The sequence below is a fragment of the Nocardia coffeae genome, assembly GCF_019890715.1.
Lineage (GTDB): Bacteria > Actinomycetota > Actinomycetes > Mycobacteriales > Mycobacteriaceae > Nocardia > Nocardia jiangxiensis.
Map to the genome: position 1 here is coordinate 142415 of NZ_JAINZY010000005.1, position 19758 is coordinate 162172.

The 19758-nt window shown below is 66.4% G+C and carries 12 protein-coding genes; 6 read left to right on the top strand and 6 right to left on the bottom strand.

Features of this window, described 5'->3' with window-relative positions:
- The 6 genes from yidC to K7711_RS20390 all read left to right on the top strand — a co-directional run bounded on the left by yidC (position 1) and on the right by K7711_RS20390 (position 10924).
- Positions 1-1236 (top strand): membrane protein insertase YidC, encoded by a 1236-nt coding sequence (gene yidC, locus K7711_RS20365; protein ID WP_222971031.1) that lies wholly within the window; start codon positions 1-3, stop codon positions 1234-1236.
- 33 nt (positions 1237-1269) lie between these two features.
- Positions 1270-1911 carry a Jag family protein gene (locus tag K7711_RS20370; RefSeq protein WP_040816883.1) on the top strand — a complete coding sequence of 214 codons (642 nt, stop codon included), beginning with the start codon at positions 1270-1272 and terminating at the stop codon, positions 1909-1911.
- 102 nt (positions 1912-2013) lie between these two features.
- A complete protein-coding gene (rsmG, locus tag K7711_RS20375) occupies positions 2014-2775 on the top strand; it encodes a 16S rRNA (guanine(527)-N(7))-methyltransferase RsmG (RefSeq protein ID WP_222971032.1) in 762 nt (253 codons plus the stop codon).
- Between the two features lie 4886 nt (positions 2776-7661).
- Complete coding sequence (locus K7711_RS20380) at positions 7662-8945, top strand: ParA family protein (protein ID WP_222971343.1); 1284 nt, start codon at positions 7662-7664, stop codon at positions 8943-8945.
- Between the two features lie 4 nt (positions 8946-8949).
- On the top strand, positions 8950-9966 hold the full coding sequence (locus K7711_RS20385) for a ParB/RepB/Spo0J family partition protein (RefSeq protein ID WP_040829276.1): 1017 nt from the start codon (positions 8950-8952) through the stop codon (positions 9964-9966).
- Positions 9967-10171: 205 nt separating this feature from the next.
- A complete protein-coding gene (locus K7711_RS20390; protein WP_222971288.1) occupies positions 10172-10924 on the top strand; it encodes a GNAT family N-acetyltransferase in 753 nt (250 codons plus the stop codon).
- Between the two features lie 100 nt (positions 10925-11024).
- Here K7711_RS20390 and K7711_RS20395 read toward each other — a convergent pair whose 3' ends face one another.
- The 6 genes from K7711_RS20395 to K7711_RS20420 form a co-directional block, all read right to left on the bottom strand.
- A complete protein-coding gene (locus K7711_RS20395; protein WP_040829274.1) occupies positions 11025-12224 on the bottom strand; it encodes an N-acetylmuramoyl-L-alanine amidase in 1200 nt (399 codons plus the stop codon).
- A gap of 301 nt (positions 12225-12525) precedes the next feature.
- Positions 12526-12852, bottom strand: a complete 327-nt coding sequence (trxA, locus tag K7711_RS20400; RefSeq protein WP_222971033.1) for a thioredoxin — start codon at positions 12850-12852, stop codon at positions 12526-12528.
- Between the two features lie 25 nt (positions 12853-12877).
- Entirely contained in the window at positions 12878-13864 is a 987-nt protein-coding gene (gene trxB, locus K7711_RS20405) for a thioredoxin-disulfide reductase (RefSeq protein ID WP_222971034.1), read from the bottom strand.
- 132 nt (positions 13865-13996) lie between these two features.
- Positions 13997-14947 (bottom strand): RsmA family anti-sigma factor, encoded by a 951-nt coding sequence (locus K7711_RS20410; protein WP_222971035.1) that lies wholly within the window; start codon positions 14945-14947, stop codon positions 13997-13999.
- A gap of 109 nt (positions 14948-15056) precedes the next feature.
- Positions 15057-15620, bottom strand: a complete 564-nt coding sequence (gene sigM, locus K7711_RS20415) for an RNA polymerase sigma factor SigM (RefSeq protein WP_222971289.1) — start codon at positions 15618-15620, stop codon at positions 15057-15059.
- A 233-nt stretch (positions 15621-15853) separates the two neighbouring features.
- Positions 15854-19693 (bottom strand): murein biosynthesis integral membrane protein MurJ, encoded by a 3840-nt coding sequence (locus tag K7711_RS20420; RefSeq protein ID WP_443678101.1) that lies wholly within the window; start codon positions 19691-19693, stop codon positions 15854-15856.
- Between the last annotated feature and the right edge of the window lie 65 nt (positions 19694-19758).

Below are 19758 nucleotides of genomic sequence, written 5' to 3' on the forward strand. Positions count from 1 at the left end.
GTGCTCAATTTCATCTATTACCCGGTGTCCTGGATCTTATGGTTCTGGCATAAAGTCTTCGGGCTCGCACTGGGCAATGACAACGGGTTCGCCTGGGCGCTGTCCGTGGTGTTCCTGGTGTTCACACTCCGTCTGGTGCTGTATTGGCCGTTCGTGAAGCAGGTGCGCACCACCCGGCAGATGCAGCAGCTGCAGCCGAAGATCAAGGAACTGCAGAAGAAGTACAAGAACGATCGCCAGAAGATGGCGCTCGAGATGCAGAAGCTGCAGAAGGAACACGGCTTCAATCCGCTCATGGGCTGCCTGCCCGTGCTCGCCCAGGTGCCCGTGTTCATCGGTCTGTACCACGTGCTGCGCTCGTTCAACCGGGTCGGCGTCACCAGTGGCATTCCCGGCTTCGGCCACAGCGGCGGGATGAGCGCGTACGCGAATGCGCATACGGCGAACTACGCGTTCGGCGTCGACGATGTGCAGTCGTTCCTGCGAGCGCGGATCTTCGGTGCGCCGATCTCCGCTGCGATCACCACTCCCAAATCGCAGATGGAAGCGTTCGCCGACTACGGCGGCATTCCCGAGATCTCGCACATGATCGCCGTCGCGGTCCCGCTGATGCTGATCGCGGGTCTGGCGACGCACTTCAACGCGCGCGCTTCGGTGGCCCGCCAGCGGGCGACCGGCGTCTCGGTGGATCCGACGGGTATGGGCGGCGGCGGTTCGCCGAGCCCGATGGGGCCCAACCAGGCCGAGCTGATGAACAAGCTGGCGCTGTACGTCTTCCCGCTCGGCGTGATCGTCGGTGGCCCGTTCCTGCCGATCGCCATCCTGCTCTACTGGGTGTCGAACAACATCTGGACCTTCGGTCAGCAGCACCTCGTGTTCAAGCAGCTCGACAAGGAAGAGGAGCACAAGAAGCAGGAGGCGCTCGAGCGTCGCGCGCAGAATGCTCCCAAGCCGGGCGCCAAGCCCGACAGTCGTCGTAAACGTGGTCCGGCGACGACCGAAAGTGCGGTCGACACGACCGCGGACGGCTCCGATGCCCCCGTCGACGCTCCCGTCACGGACGATTCGACCGCCTCGAAGAACGGCACCGGACAGTCGAAGAACGGAACTACACCGTCGAAGAATGGAACGGCGAAGTCGGGTAAGTCGACAGCGTCTTCGGGTAAGTCGACCGGACAGGGTAATCGCAAGCGATCCGGTAATCGTGGCCGTCCGAATCAGAAGCGACGTCGCTGATAACTCGCGGCAGGAGTGAAGGAAACGACAACAATGACTGTTGAGACCGATGGAGGGGACGCCACTGTGGCGCTGAGCGCGAACGGCACGATCGAGCAGGCCGCTGCGGAGAGCACCGAGCCCCAGGAGTCCGACGCCGCGCAGGAGCGCCCGGCCGATTCCGATGCCGCTGGTGAATCCGATTCCGCCACCGCTGATGATGCCGGCGATGCCGAAGAGGAGTTGATCGAGGAGGGCGAGATCGCCGGCGACTACCTCGAGCAGCTGCTGGACGTGCTCGATTTCGACGGCGATATCGACCTGGACGTCGAGGGCGATCGGGCGATCGTGAGCATCGACGGCGGACGCGATCTGTCGAAGCTGGTGGGGCGTCGCGGCGAGGTGCTCGACGCACTGCAGGAGCTGACCCGGCTGGCCGTGCAGCAGGCCACCGGAGTGCGCAGCCGTCTGATGCTCGATGTCGCCGGGTGGCGGGCCAAGCGTCGCGAGGAGCTGAGTGCGCTGGGCACCGCCGCGGCGCAGCGGGTGCTCGACTCGGGTAAGCCCGAGTCGCTCGCGGCGATGACTCCGTTCGAGCGGAAGATCGTCCACGATGCCGTGGCCGCTGTCGACGGTGTCGAGAGTGAGAGCGAGGGTGTGGAGCCCAATCGGCACGTGGTGGTTGTGCCGTCTTAGAAGTGTCATGTGAGGGTAGGGCCCCCGGTTCGCTGAACCGGGGGCCCTACCCTTGTACGGACGCAGCCACAGTGCGGGCGGACTGATCGATGGACGCCCGATATGTATTCCTATCGGTCGGGAAGGAAGTTTCACGTGGAACGAGGCACGGACGGCGTTGATCCGATCCCCTCCCCCGCTTCCGGTGCGGAGGAGCCGCCCGCAGAGGCGGCGCGAGTATTCGGAGATCGGCTACCGCTGGCCCAGCAGTACTACGCGGCCCTGGCGGGCGCCGGAGTCGAACGCGGATTGATCGGACCGCGAGAGCTACCACGACTGTGGGACCGTCACATTCTCAACTGCGCGGTACTCGGGGAACTCATCGCCGAGGGCGCCGCGGTGGTCGACGTCGGCAGCGGTGCCGGACTCCCCGGGATTCCCCTTGCCATCGCTCGGCCGGACCTTCGAATCACACTCGTCGAACCGCTGCTGCGCCGGACCATATTCCTCGCGGAGTTCATCGAGTCGGCTGGGCTGGATGTCATGGTGGTTCGCGGTCGCGCAGAGCAGCCCGGCGTTCGGAAGGAGGCCGGCGGCGCCGACGTCGTCACCTCTCGTGCGGTTGCGCCACTCGCCAAGCTCGCGCAGTGGTCGCTGCCGTTGGTACACGAGCACGGCCGCATGCTGGCGATGAAAGGTTCGAGCGTTGCGGAGGAACTGGAGCGCGATCGCGAGGATTTGACGCGTGCCGGGGGTGGCAATGCGCAGGTTCTCGAATGCGGCGTCGGGATCGTCACTCCGCCCACGGTCGTGTTGAGTGTTGAGCGACTCCCCCGCTCCGAGCGTCCGGGGCGACGGGGTGTTCGGGTGCGCCGGGCGAGGTAATCCGGGGATGTTTCATGTGAAACGGCGGAGGGGAACCGCGGCGTCTCGTGAACTATTCGGGAGACACCGAGTGGCCGCCCCAGGTTTCATGTGAAACATCGTGAGGGTGTTCGTGCGAGTGCCCGGCGATCAATGTGTCGCGACCGCCGGGCCTTGCAGATAGAACCGGTGTAGACCGGAAGCCGAATGCACTGAGCCACACCATGATTGCCAGCGCATCTGTCGACGAGCTGAACGTCTGCCGTATCGCTAAGTCGAGAACTCGTATGCGCAGACCGGGCTGGCGCGAGAGGTCGCATCCGTCGGCACGCGAGTTCCACAGGGCGGGTGGACCATTCGATGTGGGGATGTTTTCCGGGCTGATCAGTATCGCCAGCGCGTATTGCCGAAAAGCCCGGCGGTGGCTCCCCGAAAAGCCCCATCCCCAACGGACCTGGTGCAGCCGCAGCCACGCAGCCACAGGCCACGGACACAGCCATAGGCCACGGACACACCACGGACACGGACACGGCCACCGAGACGGCCGCAGCCACAGGCCGCAGCCATAGGCCACGGACACAGACATGGACACGGAGACGGCCGCAGCCGCAGCCGGGGGCGTGGGCGTATCCGGGGCCGGGGGCCGTGGGCTTAGGCCGCAGCAGGTGTCGAGGCGTTGGCAGGGTGGACCTGGCCGTGGCCGTGTCGACATAGCCGTTGGGCGTGGCCGTAATTGGCGGTCGGATGTGCGGCGTGCGGCCGTAGTCGTGTGCGGTCCGTGGTTGTGGTCGTAGTCGGAATGGCTGTAGTCGGTGGTTTGGCTGTGGGCGTGACTGTGAACGTGGGTGCGGCACACCTGGACGCAGCCGCCTAACCGCGGCCGACGAGCCGGGTCGTCGTCGAGGCGAGTTTGTAGTCGTAGTCGGTAATGTAGCTGTAAGCGTGGGCGGTAGGGCTGCGGCTAATGGCTGTGGCGAGCGGCAGGTGCTATGGGCATGGCTATGAGGTGCAGTTGTGGCCCGTGGCCGTAGCATGTCGTGGCGGGCGCGTTGGTCCGGCAGACCGGTTCCAGTCGGCCGGGTGGACGTGGTCGAGGTCGCAGGTGCAACTGTCGGCTGTGGCCTATGGCCGTGATGCCGACCGTGCTGAGTGTCCTTAGTGTTGGTTGGGGCGGTATTCAGCGGTTGGTAGCCGCGATGCGATCGGCCTTGGGGCACCATGGTCAGGGCGGCGCTCCGGAGGCGACTGCTGGAGGCGATGGGAGCCGAATTCCGCGGGCGATTCCACGGTTTCACGTGAATCATTGAGCGCGGTCTGTAGCGCTGACTTCTACAATTCCGAACCCAGTCCCAGCCACGAGTTCGGCTGAGAGACGCACGTGATTGGTGGGCCGATACCAGGGGGCGGGGCCGTAGCCGACAGCGAGCAGTCCCCGGGGTGCCCGTCACCTCTCGGACCGGTAAGGCCGATGATCGACTACAGCAGCAAGAGAATTGACTATCCCACTGCGGGCAGTGTTAGCCCTCCCCTCGGTGCGGTGCGGTGCGGTGCGGTGCGGTGCGGTGCGGTGCGGTGCGGTGCGGTGCGGTGCGGTGCGGTGCGGTGCGGTGCGGTGCGGTGCGGTGCGGTGCAGTCGATCTCGCGCTGGGCAGGTCGGAGTCGGGGGCCGAAGGCGGTCGACTCTCTATGTCGTCCGTCGGTTGGCTGACAGTTCTGGGCAGTGCCCGATGCGACTGCGCAGGAATGCTTCCGGCTGGGCCAGGCGGGCCGGTAGTCCGAGTCCGATCAGCGACAGGATGCTTGGGGCTGGTTCGGGTGTCGGTGTGGACTGCGGAGTTGTGCGTGCCGATGTGCAGCGAGGTCGGCTGGACATGCTGGAGGCTTTTGAGGGGCCGTGTAGGGATCGGCATCCGCGGTAGCTGTCAGCTCCTCGTACCAACTGGAACGCTGTCCGCGAGTACGCGTGCGGCGTCGGGCCGATACCGAACCGTAGATTTGTCCGCTCACCTTGGCCCCTTGGTGAGGAATCGCTGGACTCGGCGAAATTCCAACGATGCGGTCGCGAGCGACGCTCCTTGTCGAGAATCGCGGGCAGGTTCGGACCCATGGCGTGGTCGCGTGTTTCATGTGAAACATCGAGGCGACCGACCGAGCTAGACGAGTCACTGGACTGGCTACCGCATCCAGCGCGGCGACTCCATGATTCGAATGCTGGCTCTCTTGGTCGCCTCGCCATCGTGTGCGGCGGCGCCGGAATCTCTTCCCGTCACCGTGACGAAGATCGGTCGAGGGGCTGGATGGTGGTCTGCCTTTCGGGTTCGGGCGGATTTTTTGCCCCAGGCGCCCCTCCCCTGCTCGGCGATCGCGAATATGTTTCCGCGCACGGGTGGCGACAGCACAGCCGACCCATGGCTGCGGGCGGATCGCGCCGGACTGATTGATGGGAGTCCGCTTCAGCATCGGGCGCGGACCGACCGCTGGCTGGACGGACGACGATCCATCGCCACGTCGGTTAAGAGTTCCGGCCGCACCTGTTGGCGGTCGATACGAGTGACCGCCAATGCGGAACAGTCATTGCCATCCAGATCGGACGGCCCAAATTTGATGCTGCCGATAGCGTCGGCAGCCCATCGAGCGCAGTGGCCGATGCGTGGCCACGTCGGTGCAGATGTCCTGTGGAAGTGGAAGCACCCCAAGACCTACCTGAATCCATGATTGTCCAGCACAGAGATCAGCCAGTTCGAAGCTGCTCCGAGACTGAGATGCTGATCGGCCCAGGAAGCTCGACGGGCCCGACCATGCGCCCAGCCGAGAAAGTTGGCAGCGCCAAATTGCCTGGATCGAGGGTCGGCGGACTGAGTGAGCCCGATCGGATACGAGGGCATGAATGGGCCGGACGTGCTTGGTCGGGACTGTGCAGGATAGAGGTGCAGGCCGGAATCGGATCGGTAGCGGGCCGAGGCTCGTGCTGGACCGGCGAGAGTGCTGAACCGTCAGGAACGTCGGACCGAGCGAACGCATCGGCCAAGTCCCGCATCGGAACCGAGTGAGGTATCGGACCGTGAGTTCGTCGGCCGAGAACGTGTCGGATCGATTTACGCATCGAACTGAACGCACGTCGAACCGAGGGCAGGCCGGGTTGAGTTATCGGCGATCATCCACACGTGTGGCTGAGTGGATGGGTCGGCCGAGGCGCTGGGTGGAGGGACGTGCTGCCTGTATCAGGTGTCGGCCTGATTGATGCGCCGGGCTCCGTGGTGCGTCGGACTGGGTGGTGCGTCGGACTGGGTGGTGCGTCGGACTGGGTGATGCGTCGGACTGGGTGATGCGTCGGACTGGGTGATGCGCCGGACTGGGTGATGCGCCGGACTGGGTGATGCGCCGGACTGGGTGATGCGCCGGACTGGGTGATGCGCCGGACTGGGTGATGCGCCGGACTGGGTGATGCGCCGGACTGGGTGATGCGCCCGGCCGTGTGGACGCGTGGGCCGGATGGGCCCGCCGGGCTCGGTGATGCGCTGGTCCGGGTGATCTGGCGGCGCGTCGACTGATCTGCCGAATTCGGTGATTCTCTTGGCTGAGAACGTGCTTGGTCGGCTGAGGTGCCGGACTGAGGACCTGCGGGGGCGAGTGAGGTGCCGGGGGTGAGAGATGCACCGGCCGGACGATGCTCTGGACTCAGGGCGATAGAGAGCCGCGCGATGCCCTGGATTGACCGCGGTGCTGCCGTCGGGCGTGTGCTGGAGTGAGGGATGCGCGCGGACCTGGCGGATGGATTGACCGGAGACCTGCCGGACCGAAGGCGCTGCCGCGCCAGGGGCGTCAAGGCGAGGGAGGCACGGGGTTTGGAGGCATCGGTGGGCCGGCTTGTCGGACCGTGCGATGTGCGGACCGGCGGCTGCGGTCTGGTTGGGTCGGTCTCTGATGGGATCGAGGGCGGGTTGGACAGCAGGATGCCCCGGACCGGAGGAAGGCCGGACCGAGGTAGCTTTGGCGAACCCCGGACTGTGTCGGGGCGAGAGACTGGGCAGGGCGGACAGCAGAAGCCGTTGGCTCAGGTGCGGGTCTGGACTGCACTGGCCGAGCTGAGTCTCGGGCCGAGGACTTCTGGATCGGGGGATGCGGCGGCTGAGATATCGGTTGGTCCGGTGGGCGACGTTGCGGGACTTGTCGAGACCGATGGATGCCAGGGACTCGGATCGGTTGGACCGGGTGTGTCTGACCGGGTGTGTCTGACCGAGCAGACGGGAGTGGACAGAGACAGCTGGGCCCGAGGAGAGGCGGACCGGCAGATCTGTGGTCCGGGTGGCCCAGGCGGCCTGACCGATGGTGGGCGGACAGGTCGGACAGGGGCTCGGGCGGTCCAGGGGACTGTCCGTGGTGGGCGGACAGGTCGAGGATGGACAGCTGGCCAGGTGCGACGAGCCAGCCCAACGAATCGAGCGGACAAGGGGTCTGCCAAGGAAGTTCGATGCGGTCGGTGGGTTCTCGTGCGACAGAGACGGTGGCTGGGCTGAATGTGTAAGCCACTCCCCTCGTCCTGGCCCCCTTCCCGTCGCCTGTTCGCCCTCTCCTCGTCCGCGCTCCCCAGCCCGTGCTCCCCAGGTCCTAGCCCGGCAGTCACCCTGGCCCGCAGTCACCCTGGCCCCTCAGCCTGCGTTCGCTGTCGTCCGCGCTCGCCCTTCTCACAGCAGTGGAAGCAGCAGAGGCGAGGCGGAGAGGCGAAGCGGAGAGGCGAAGCGGCAGAGAGGAAGCGGCAGAGAGGAAGCGGCAGAGAGGAAGCGGCGGTGGCGGGCGGAGAGGCTCGTCGGCGGAGCGCGCTGAGCGTCGGAACCTCGGATCCGGGCGCGCTGGTTTCATGTGAAACATCGCGGAAGGTGTGCGCCTGGCCGAGAAGCACATACGAATTGACCGATTCTCAGCGTGTCGGAGAAGGATTGCCGCGGTTCAACTTCCGTATTGCCTCCGGTACTGGCAAGCTAAGTGTCGTTGAGTGTGAGCGCATTTTCTCGGTGCCCGGCAGCTCGCCGGATGGCTATCAGTCTCGCAACAAGGCGGCGCTCCGCCTACTCGAGCCGCGTGGCGCCGAAGCCACGCCCGGCACGTGTCTGAAGTTCTCGGGGTTAGGAGCCTGTATGTCGAACGGTCCGGCAAAAGTTTCACGGGAAACAACCTCGCGAGTCCCCGGAATGCTGGAGGGCAACGCCTTCGATTCGGAGGACTTCAGTCGCACTCCCTTCGGAAGCATCTCCACTGCGGACACGCCGATCGCGGCGGAAGCGCAGCGAGCGAGTCAGGTCCTGCACCCTGGTTCGATGAACATTCCGAAGCCGCGCGAACAACGCATCATCACCATCGCCAATCAGAAGGGCGGTGTCGGTAAGACCACCACGGCGGTCAACCTCGCCGCCGCGCTCGCGCTGCAGGGAATGACCGTCCTGGTAATAGATCTCGATCCGCAGGGCAATGCCAGCACCGCCCTCGGCGTCGATCATCACTCCGGTATTCCGTCGAGCTACGAACTCCTCATCGGTGAGATCCCTGTCCAGGATGCAATCCAGCAGAGTCCGCACAACGAGCGCCTGCTGTGCATCCCGGCGACGATCGACCTGGCCGGCGCCGAGATCGAACTGGTCTCCATGGTCGCCCGGGAAGGCCGCCTCAAAACCGCGATTCAGGAAGCGAATCTGGCCGGGTACGAGATCGACTACGTGATGATCGACTGCCCGCCCTCGCTCGGTCTGCTGACGGTCAATGCGATGGTGGCCGCGAAAGAGGTCCTGATCCCGATTCAGTGCGAGTACTACGCGCTGGAAGGTGTGGGACAGCTGCTGCGCAATATCGGCCTGGTCCAGTCGCATCTCAATCCGGAACTGCATGTCTCGACGGTGGTCCTCACAATGTATGACGGCCGTACCAAACTGGCCGATCAGGTTGCCGAGGAGGTCCGCGGACACTTCGGTGATGTGGTTCTGCGATCGGTCATTCCACGCAGTGTGAAGGTCTCCGAGGCACCGGGCTACGGTATGACGGTTCTTGATTACGACCCCGGTTCTCGTGGCGCCATGAGCTACCTGGATGCCGGTCGGGAAATGGCGGCTCGCGCCGTCGGTGCGACCTATGCGCCGGATCTGGTTGCGGCAACGCCGGTTACCGAGGGCGGCGATGTGAATGAGGAAAGGGGCCGATAAGCCGATGAGTCAGGCGAAGAAGGGTGGATTAGGGCGTGGGCTGGCTGCGCTGATCCCGACCGGTCCCGCCGAGGTGCAGGGACTCGGGAGTGCCGCGGCGAACGCCGTCATCGGCCTCGACCCGATCGGACCGCATCCTGCGGAGGCGTATCTGCACCGGGTCCCCGATCCGGCTGCCGACACCGATGCCGGAGCGGTCTACCGCGAGATCCCGGCCGAGGAGATTCAGCCCAATCCCAAACAGCCGCGTCAGGTTTTCGAACAGGACGCGCTTGATGAGCTGATCCACTCGATCCGCGAATTCGGCCTGATGCAACCGATCGTGGTGCGCGCGCTGAGCGGGACCGCCACGACCGATAACGGCTCCCCCGCCCGCTATCAGATCGTCATGGGTGAGCGCCGCTGGCGTGCCTGCCAGGACGCGGGACTGGCGACGATTCCGGCGATCGTTCGGGAGACCACCGACGATGCCATGCTGCGTGACGCGTTGCTGGAGAACATCCACCGTGTGCAGCTCAATCCTCTGGAAGAGGCGGCTGCCTATCAGCAGCTGCTCGAGGAATTCGACGTCACCCACGAGGAGCTGGCGAATCGGATCGGCCGATCCCGACCGGTCGTCACCAATATGATTCGTCTGCTCAAGCTGCCGATCCCGGTGCAGCGGCGGGTCGCGGCCGGAGTTCTGTCGGCAGGCCATGCCCGTGCACTGCTGGGTCTGGACGCCGGCGCCGAGGCGCAGGAGAAGTTGGCGGAACGGATCGTCGCGGAAGGGCTTTCGGTCCGGGCGACCGAAGAGGCGGTGACGCTGGCGAACCGGTATCCGGAACAGGAGCGCAAGCCCGCCCCCGAGCGCAAGCCCGTCTATGCCCCGGGTCTGGATCGTCTGGCCGAGCGCCTGGCCGATTCGTTCGATACCCGCGTCACCGTGAGCATGGGTAAGAAGAAGGGCAAGATCACCGTCGAGTTCGGTGATTTGGCCGATCTCGAGCGCATCGTCACACTGATGGAAAAACAGCAGTAGTCCTGACACCGTAAACATACGGGCGAAAACCATGAGCACCCGATGACTATTGCCTTTGCGCCGAAACGTCACTGTGACGGCGTATGCCATCGAGCGCAGCGACGGAAATGAGGCGGTTCGTGTTGATCGCTTATTCTTGCTGGCGAGAAGATATTGATGCCACGTGAGCGTGGATGAATCCGACAGCTGGAGGCTGAGCAGAGCGGTGTCGACGAGCGTGACCGCACTGAGCCTCGGCGGGCTCGACAAACTTCCGACACACGCACGCCGATGCGTGTTCTGGGAGATCGACCCCGCCGTGGCCGAAGACTCTCGTGAATTCAGCGATCCGGTCTTCGAGAAGGAAGCATGGCTGTCCACGGTCATGCTCGAATGGGGTTCGTGCGGACAGGTCGCGCTCGTCGACGGCCAGCCCGCGGGCTGCGCGCTGTACTCACCGCCGAGCGTGGTGCCGCGGGCGGGCCTGTTCCCCACCTCACCGGTGAGCCCGGACGCGGTCCTGCTGACCACGCTGCGCGCCGAATTCCCCTATCAGGACACCGGTGTAGCACATCGGCTGATGCAGGCCGTGGTGGCCGATCTGATGCGTCGCGGTGTTCGCGCGATCGAGGCTTTCGGTATCCGTCAGGATCCGGCCGCCACGATGCTGCCCACCCGCTCGATCAGTTCGATGTTTCTGATGGAACGGATCGATACTCCCGGCACCGGAATCCCTTCGGCCGGAACGCCCTCGGCCTCCCGTGCCAACGGTGCCTGCTCACCCGAGGGGTGCATGATCGACGCCGAATTCCTCGAGGATGTCGGATTCTCGGTCGTCGCCCCACACCAGCGCTTCCCTCGCCTGCGCCTCGAACTCGACAGTGACCACCTCTGGAAAGAGGACGTCGAACGCGCCCTCGACCAGCTCCTGGCCGCCGCGGCAGCAAGCACCACCCCGACCCGAGTCGGCTGCCGATAATCGGACGCCCCGGACACGTACGGCCACGGAGCGGTACGTGTCCGGCGGCCGGATCCATCCCGCGCCGGGGACTCGCTCGAGTCGCGGAGAGCCGGGTGACCTAGTTGGAATCTGCTGCGGCCAGTTCTTCCGCGAGGAGTTCGGCGAAGGTGTACGTGCCGGTGGGCTGGTCGTCCTGGCCCAGGAGGTACAGGCGCTTCACCGAGATGAGGATCGCCTCGGCGATCACATCGCGCATCCGCGGGTTGGTCAGCACCGATGCGTCGTAATCGTTGGTGAGATAGCCGATGTCGACCTGAACGGTCGGCATCTTGGTCAGGCGCAGCAGATCCCAGGTGCGTGAATGGGTGCGGCAGTCCTGCAGCGATGTGCGAGCGACGATTTCGCGCTGGATGAATCCGGCCAGTACCTGACCGATCATCGACACCGAACCGTGCGAATTGCCGAAGTGGAAGCTGGCGACACCGCTGGCCAGAGTGCTGGGGTTGGTCGCGCAACGCAGCGAGATCATCAGATCCGCGTCGAAGGTGTTGGAGATCTCCGCGCGTTCGGCATCGGTCGGATTCGCGCCCCACGGCCGGGACAGGAACGTCTCCATGCCGGTTGCGGCCATCCGGCCCTCGAGCCGACTCGCCAGATCCCACAGGATCTCCGACTCGTAGACGTCGCCGAATTCGGTTGGCACGGTGACGCCCTTGTCGGGCCCGCCCATCCCAGGGTCGATGACGATCCGCTTACCGGTCAGCTGCGGCCCGGCCCGGTGCACGACCTCCTCCTCCGCGATCCGGTGCGGATTGCCACCGGTGACGCGGGCGCCCAACAGATCCAGCGAACGCAGCGTGTCCGGACCGCAGATGCCGTCCGCGGACAGGCCGATCTCGCGCTGGAACGCGGTCAGCGCATCGTGCGTCTGCGGGCCGAAGTAGCCGTCGACACGATGGACGTAGAAGCCCAGATCCTGCAGACGACGCTGCAGTGTGGCCACATCGTCGCCGTACAGCGGGGCGGAGAGCTGATAGATCAGGGTGCGCGCACCGAGGCGGTAGGACGCCTCCTTGAGTGCGCGATAGGTGGCCGGACCCACGACGCCGTCGACGAGCAGTCCGCGGTGCTGCTGGAACGCGCGCACAGCGGAATCGAGATCGTGATCGAAGACGCCGTCCGTCTCTTTCCAGAACTCACCATGGCCGTCGGAACGGTCTGCTCCGTGCGGATGCATGTGGAGGAAACCGAGACTTGCGAGGGTGCTCCGAACCTCTGTTACGGCTGGACCGGTATCGCCGTGACGAAGTCGGTGCATGCGTGAGAGCCCTTTCCTTCCGCCAACCCGGGTACCCATTTCTGGGACCGTCCACTCCCGAAGCTCTTTCGGGGGTGTGCCAGGGCGCGATCCCCGCGGGGCACACGTCCGGAACGTCGGTCGATTGTCTCAGACCCGGACCGAATTTCTGCAATTCTGGCGAGTGCAGAGGATCCTACCCCGGAGTTGGCGCGTCTTTGCGTAACCACGGAGTCTCGCTGGCCGTGCGAAAAGCACACGCGCCCAGCGGACGGCGACGAAATACTAACCCGTGCCGCCGCCGCTGTGAGGCGAATGCTTGTCAGATGACGCCGTCGAGCTCGCGCAGCAGCGCGGCCTTCCCCTTGGCGCCGGTGATCCGCTTGGTCTCCTTGCCCTGGGAGAACAGGATCATCGTGGGCAGTGCCATGACTCCGTAGTCCCGCGAGGTGGTCGGGTTGGCGTCGGCGTCGATCTTGGCGATGGTCAGCTTGTCGCTGTGGGTGGCCGCGATCTCCTCCAGCACGGGGGCGACCATCTTGCACGGGCCGCACCAGTCCGCCCAGAAGTCGACCAGTACGGGCTTGTCGCTACCCAGTACATCCTGTGCGAAGGTGGCGTCGGTGACGGTCTTCGTGGCATCGGACATCGTGATGAACTCCTCGAGCGGTGGATCAGTTGGCGGAGACTTCGACCGGCTTGTCGGCATTGTCGAGCGTGTTGCTGGTGATGTCGCCCTGTTCGGCGAGCCAGCGCTCGGCGTCGATCGCCGCGCGGCAGCCGGTGCCGGCCGCGGTGATGGCCTGCCGGTAGGTGTGGTCGACCAGATCGCCCGCGGCGAACACGCCGGGCAGCGAGGTGTAGGTGTTCGGGTCGTTGACCTGCACATAGCCCTCGGAGTCGAGATCGACCTGGCCGCGGACCAATTCGCTGCGCGGGTCGTGGCCGATCGCGACGAACAGGCCGGTCGCGGCGAGTTCGGAGGTCTCGCCGGTCCGCGTGTCGCGCAGGGTCAGGCTGGTGACACTGTTCTCCCCGTTCACCTGTGCCACTCCGGAGTTCAGCACGAAACGGATCTTCTCGTTCGCGCGGGCGCGCTCGAGCATGATGCGGGAGGCGCGGAACTCCTCGCGGCGGTGCACGATCGTGACGCTCGAGGCGAATTTCGTGAGGAAGATCGCTTCCTCCATGGCCGAGTCGCCACCGCCGACCACGACGATGTCCTGGCCCTTGAAGAAGAACCCGTCACAGGTGGCACAGGCGCTCACGCCGCGGCCGAGCAGCTGCTGCTCGCCCGGAACGTCGAGGTAGCGGGCCGCCGAGCCCATGGCCAGGATGACCGCGTAGGCCTGATAGGTCTCGTCGCCGACGGTGACCTTCTTGATCGGGCCGGACAGGTCCAGCGCGTCGACGTCCTCGGTGCGAATGTCCGCGCCGAAACGCTTGGCCTGCTCGCGCATCTCGTCCATGAGATCGGGGCCCATGATGCCCTCGCGGAAGCCGGGGAAGTTCTCCACCTCGGTCGTTGTCATCAGCGCGCCGCCGAACTGGGTGCCCTCGAACAGCAATGGTTCGAGCTCGGCGCGCGCGGCGTAGACCGCGGCGGTGTAGCCGGCGGGGCCGGAGCCGACGATGATCAGGTCGCGAACTTGCGTACTCATGAGGCCCTTCCGAAGAAAGTTTCAACAGGCGTGTCGGTCAACAACAGGGTAAACGCTGTTGTTCCCGCCCCCGAACGGCCAGCACACAGGGTGTGAGCCGGACCGCATCGCGCGGTGGCCGGCTGATACCGCTCAGCCGATGTCCTGGGTCACCAACACGTGCGGATTGCCCGGACCGCAATCCCGGCCGACGATGAGCGCGGTGATCTTGGGCGAATTCGGGCCGGTGAGCAGGATCAGCACCGCGGGCTCACCGTGGTAGGTGGCGTTCATCGCGCCGAGTATCGACCGGTCCAGACCGGCTGCGCTGACGCAGCCGACCAGGGCCGCGTGATCGGCGAGCGGACCGCTCAGATCCCGGCGGCCCATGGCGCCGAGCAACTGGGAGACCGGGAGATCGTCGGAGATCTGGACGTTGTCGCCGCCGGACTGCTGAGTGGGCAGCGCGGTCGGCGGGCTCTGCTGGCTCCGCAGGGCATCCACCGTGATCAGCGATCCGGCCACGACGACCACGGCGGCGGCCGCCGCGGCGAGCCAGCGCCAGCGTCGCCGGTCGGCGCGCAGGGGTATCGGCTCGCCGTCGGCAGGCGCGATATCGGCGTCGGGGTGCTCTGGGTCCAGGACCGGCAGGGGGTGCGTTCTCGGTGGCCCCTGGGCCGGACGGGCCACGGGCAGGCGATGCACGGTCGCGACGTGTTCGGCCGGTTCGGGATCCGGTGCGGCCGGATCGGCGGCTACCGCGGCGTTACCGCAGGAGAGCTGGTCCAGTAGTGCGTCAAGCCGCGCGGTGACCTGGGTGGGCATCGGATGCAGAATCGCGGACTCCTGGCCCAGACTCCGCAATTCCGTGGTGACGTCGTCGAGTGAGCGGAGGAATCGCAGGGCTTCCGGATCGCGCCGGACCTGCGGCCAGAGCTGTTCGGAGAGATCGGGGGCGACATTGTCGGCGTGCAGATCGGCCAGGAGATCCGTGGAGTAGGGAGGTTGCGGAGCCGAGCGTGCCGCCATCGAACCTCCTGCGTCGTCCGAATCGCTCACCCCGGGTCGGCGCCGATGCTCGGCGGCTTCGCCCTTGTCATCCATCGCCTCTCCGGGGTGGGCCGTGTGAAAAAGTTGGTACTCGCCGCCCCGTCACGGACGGAGCCTGCCAGTATGACGGAATTTGTCCGTCATTAGTAATGACGCATCTCGACTACATCCGGTTCCCAGGATTCCGCAGGAATTCCAACTCCTGTTGGAGTCGCTTGCGGCCGCGCGCGCACCGGCTCTTGATCGTCCCCTCGGCGACGCTCAGCAACTGCGCCGCTTCCGCAACGCTATACCCTTCCATATCGATCGCCACCAGCGCCGCGCGCTGATCGTCGGGCAGCCGCATCAGCGCGTTGTCGACCAGCATCGATACCTCGAGCCTGGCGATGTCGTCGCGTTCCACGACGGGCTCGGCGACGCTCTCGTCGGACAGCGACACGCTGTAACGGGACTTGTTGCGCCGCATGCGATCCAGGCAGGCGTTGAGCACGATCCGGTGCAGCCAGCTGCGCACTTCGGCGTCGCCGCGGAATCGCGCGGCATTGCGGTGCGCGGACCACAGGGCATCCTGCAGCGAATCCGCCGCATCCTCCTGGATCCGGCAGGTGCGCACGGCCAGTTGCCACAGGTGGTTGTAGTGGCGGCGGAACAGCACGCCGAATGCGTCGCGATCACCCGCGACATGGGCATCGAGGAGTTCGACATCGGTGGCCGTGGCCGGATCGATCGGGCGTCTGCCTACAGCGGACGCCTCCGACGTCCCCCCGCTGGATCGCTCGATCGCTTCAAACGGCAACACATACCCCTTGGCACAGCGCTCTCGACAGCACGATGCCCTGTATCGAACATCTGCCCATACCGCTCGTCCAGGACCGCGGCGTCAGATCCCGGGAAGCTCCCCTGCTGAGAGCGCGCTGAGAATCATATCGGCAGGTTCGAAGGGCAGGCAACCAGAGTGGATCAGCGGGCGGCTTCGTAGCGGATATCGGCGATCTGCGACTGGTACTGATTGCCCGAGTGGGCCAGCGAGGTGATCCAGATGAGTACGTAGCTCACCGGCTGATCGCCGTGTACGGGGATGTTGGTCGTGCCGTTGCCGAGGGTGGCCTGGCCGATCAGCTGGGTCTGATCGAGCGTGGGCGAGGCGGTCGGCGAGGTGCGGACCTCGACGACCGTGCCCGCACTCGGCGAATTGATGCTCACCTTGGTCAGCTTGCTCGGGCTGCCCAGGGTGGTCAGGATGCCCACGCCCTTCTTCAGCGACGGGAACTGCTGGAAGTACTGGTCGGTGCGCCACGTCGTGGTCGGATTGCCGTCCAGCACCGCCGAGACGTGACTCGGGTCGTCCGGGGTGCCCTCGGGGGAGAACACGGTGGCCGCGGTCAGCGGGACCGGCACCCCGGTGCCGGCGGCAACGCTGCTCGCCGGCGCCGAGGTGGCCGCGTTCGAGGGGGCCGGGGCCACCGCTGCCGTGGTCAGACCGAGTTTGCGCTGGTCGTCCAGGGGGGCGTTGGAGGTGGGCGGTGCGAAGACGCTCAGCAGCCACCAGATGATCACCCCGACCACCAGCGCCGCCAGCACACCCAGCCCGACCAGGATCCACATCATCCGCTGCGAGCGTTCCTTCTCCGCGGCGAGCAGTTCCGGATCGGCCAGCGATTCGTCGGGTAGCGCCTGCGCGCGCTGCCCCAGTCGCAGTACCGGGATGAAATCGGTCTTCTGATCGACCACCGAGGCCTGCTCGAGCACGTGCTGAACCGTCGCCGCAGTGCGCACACCCTTGTTCGACTCCAGCGAGCGGACCGCGACCGCGGAGATCTCGAACGGAGTCTCCGGCCGGATCTGCCGCGGCTCGACCGGCGAGCCGTCGGGGCCGGAATCGGCCAGTTTCAGCCCGCCCACGGTGGCGGCCGCGCCGCTCAACCCGCCGGTGCGGATCGGCCAGCGCGCGGTGATCAGCGCGTACAGCATCGCGCCCAGACCACGCACATCGGACTGCGCGTCCGAATCGCCGAGCGTGCCGGGGAAGGCCAGCACCGCATCGCCGGACGCGCTGATCCGCACCCGATCCGGATGGTCGATGGACAGCGAACCACCGCCGCGATGGGCCAGTTCGGCCGCCGCGGCAAGAGCACGGACCGCGCGGGCTGCGCCGATCGGTGAGGGCCTGGTCTCGGCCATCTCGCGCAGTGACCGTCCGGGAGTCCACTCGGCCACCACGATGCCGCCGGAGCTGCCGCGCACCACGTCCAGCACGCGGGCCAGGCCCGGGGAGTTGATCCGGCCCAGCCGCAACGTGCGGGACAGGATCGCCTGCGGGCCGTCGTGCCCCGAGTTGTCGGCGGCCTTCTGATCGGCGTCCACGAAGGTCAGCGCGACCTCGCGGTCCAGCTTCACATCCAGCGCCTGCCAGAACCGCAGACCGCGGGCACCGCCGCAGTCGGCCAGCAGCCGGTAGCGGCCACCGGCGACCGAGGCGCCCGGGATCAGCTTCGGACCGCGCTGCGACCGCTTGGACGGCGATTCGACGCGCATCGGCGGCATCTCGGGGGAACCCACCGGCAGCATGCCGGTGTCGTAGGTCGGATCGTGTGGTCGTTCGTCCTGCGCATGCCCGTCGTCCGCGGAGTCGGCAGCGGCCTCGGCATAGCTGCCGGCCTCGGCCGATTCCGTCCGCTCACCCGGATCATCCGGGGGAACCTCGCCGGGCACGACGTCCTCGGTGCGCACCGCGCTCGCTGCGGTGGCATCGGCTTGCGCGGCAGGGACGCCGCCCGCCGCATCGTCGCTCACCCTCGTTCCTCCTTCGCCCTGGTGTGTCGAAGTCCCATATGCCGGCGGCGCACCCGGCCCGTCGCCGACCCGGCCGAGCCCTGGAGCTGCGGAGGAAGTGATATTCGCTTCTCCGCGACCGCCGGGATCGGCATTTGCGTTTCTCTGCCGAACAGGGTACGGGAACTCGCCCCCGCCGGTACGGTCAACCGCGTCCGGCCGGATGACGGGCAGCACCATGGTCTGCGCGTCGGTGTACGGGTCGTACCGGTAGTAGTACGGCTGCGCCAGTTCGGGCCGTGGCAGCAGCATCGTCTCGTGATCGTCGCCCGCCGGACCGTCGAGGTCCAGGTCGGGCGCGGGCGGAGTGAAGCCCAGCTTGCGGGAGATCGCGACGGTGATCGCGACGATCTCCGGAATGCCGACCAGCCGCATCAGGCCGAAGGCGACGCCGAACATCACGATGCCGTCGACGCCGACCCGGAACAGCGAACCGAGCCCGTGATGCAGCCGCGACACTCCCAGAAGTTGATCGATGATCACCGTGACCGCGGCACCGGCGACCGACGCCAGCACCACTCGGGTCACCGTGCGGCCGACGTTCGACATTCGCAGATCGCCCAGGCTGCGGTGCAGCAGCCAGCCGCCGATCACCGCGCCGGCCAGGAAGCCCAGGCCGGTGGCCATGCTCAGCGCCATCACCACCTGGTCCGGACTGACGACCAGCGGTGCGATCACGCAGACCAGGATCTTCACCGCGGTGATGCCCAGGATGATCCAGGTCGGTGTCCAGGCCTGTTCGCGGGCATAGAAGACGCGCAGGTGGATCAGTACCAACGCGTACGGGATCAGGGTGAAGGCCGACCAGCTGACCGCCTCGCCCAGCCGGTGCGCGTTGTCGTGACCGAAATGGCCGTAGCCGTACAGCACCTCGCCGACCTGTGGCCCGGCCACGGTCAGGAACAGCACCACCGGCACCAGGGCGATCATGGTCAACCGGGTCGCGGCGCCGAGATCGTCGACCACCGCGGGAGTGTCGTCGTCGGCGGCGTTGCGACTGAGCCGGGGCATGATCGCGGTCAGCACGGTGACGCCCAGCACGCCGTAGGGCAGCTGCAGCAGCAGCCAGGCCTGGTTGACGATCGCCGGGCCCGCCACATCCCAGTGCGAGGAGACCCGGGTGGCGAAGACGAATCCGACCTGGCTGATCAGCACGTAGAGTACGACCGCGCTGGCCATGCCGCCGAACTGCTTGAGCCGGGCGTCCATACCCCACAGCGGCCGCAGGTCGATACCGGTTCGCCGGATCGCCGGGACCATGCTCGCGACCTGTACGAAGACGCCGAAGGTGATACCGCAGCCCAGCAGCAGCAGTTTCGGCTGCCCCATCCGGACCGGGTCCAGCGAGATCTCGCCGGGCAACAGCATGTACAGGCCCAGCACGACCAGCGTGGTCAGATTGTTCAGCACGGGCGCCCAGGCGCCGGGCTTGAAGATCTCGTGGGTGTTGAGCACCGCCATCAACAGCGATGACATGCCGTAGAACAGCACGGCCGGGATCAGCAGGTAGGCCAGCGCGGTGGTCAGTCCGGTACTGACCTTGCCGTCGTGGGTGAGGAACAGATACCTGGTCAGCACCGGGGCCATCGCGGTACACACCACCGCGGCCGTGCCCAGCAGCACGGCGGCCGTGGTGAACAGCCGCCGGATGAACGCCGCGCCGCGATCGGGATCCTCTTTCTGCGCGCGGATGAGGGTCGGGACCACGAACGCGGTCAGCACCGCACCCAGAACCAACTGTTCGATCATCGTCGGGATCTGGCTGGAGACCGTGTACGCACTCGCGACCGCGGGGCCGAGCGCCATGAGCAGCAGCGCCTGCTTACCGAATCCGGTGATCCGGCTGATGAGTGTGGCGATCGCGATCGAACCGGTGGCGCTGAGCAACCGCGAATTCGAACTCGCCGGTTTGGCCTCGGTCTGCTGCGCGGTCGCGCTGGACTCGGACCGTTCGGTCCGGGCGGGCACGCGTTGCGGTCCGGGCCGTCCTTCCGCCGACCGGCGGCGTCGGGGCTGCTGTCCGGGCGGGGCCT

What these genes read in the sequence shown, in the direction of transcription:
- trxA (WP_222971033.1), bottom strand. Translation starts at nt 12,852, where the DNA reads ATGTCCGATGCCACGAAGACCGTCACCGACGCCACCTTCGCACAGGAT.
- rsmG (WP_222971032.1), top strand. Translation starts at nt 2,014, where the DNA reads ATGTATTCCTATCGGTCGGGAAGGAAGTTTCACGTGGAACGAGGCACG.
- K7711_RS20370 (WP_040816883.1), top strand. Translation starts at nt 1,270, where the DNA reads ATGACTGTTGAGACCGATGGAGGGGACGCCACTGTGGCGCTGAGCGCG.
- K7711_RS20410 (WP_222971035.1), bottom strand. Translation starts at nt 14,947, where the DNA reads ATGGATGACAAGGGCGAAGCCGCCGAGCATCGGCGCCGACCCGGGGTG.
- K7711_RS20395 (WP_040829274.1), bottom strand. Translation starts at nt 12,224, where the DNA reads ATGCACCGACTTCGTCACGGCGATACCGGTCCAGCCGTAACAGAGGTT.
- trxB (WP_222971034.1), bottom strand. Translation starts at nt 13,864, where the DNA reads ATGAGTACGCAAGTTCGCGACCTGATCATCGTCGGCTCCGGCCCCGCC.
- K7711_RS20385 (WP_040829276.1), top strand. Translation starts at nt 8,950, where the DNA reads ATGAGTCAGGCGAAGAAGGGTGGATTAGGGCGTGGGCTGGCTGCGCTG.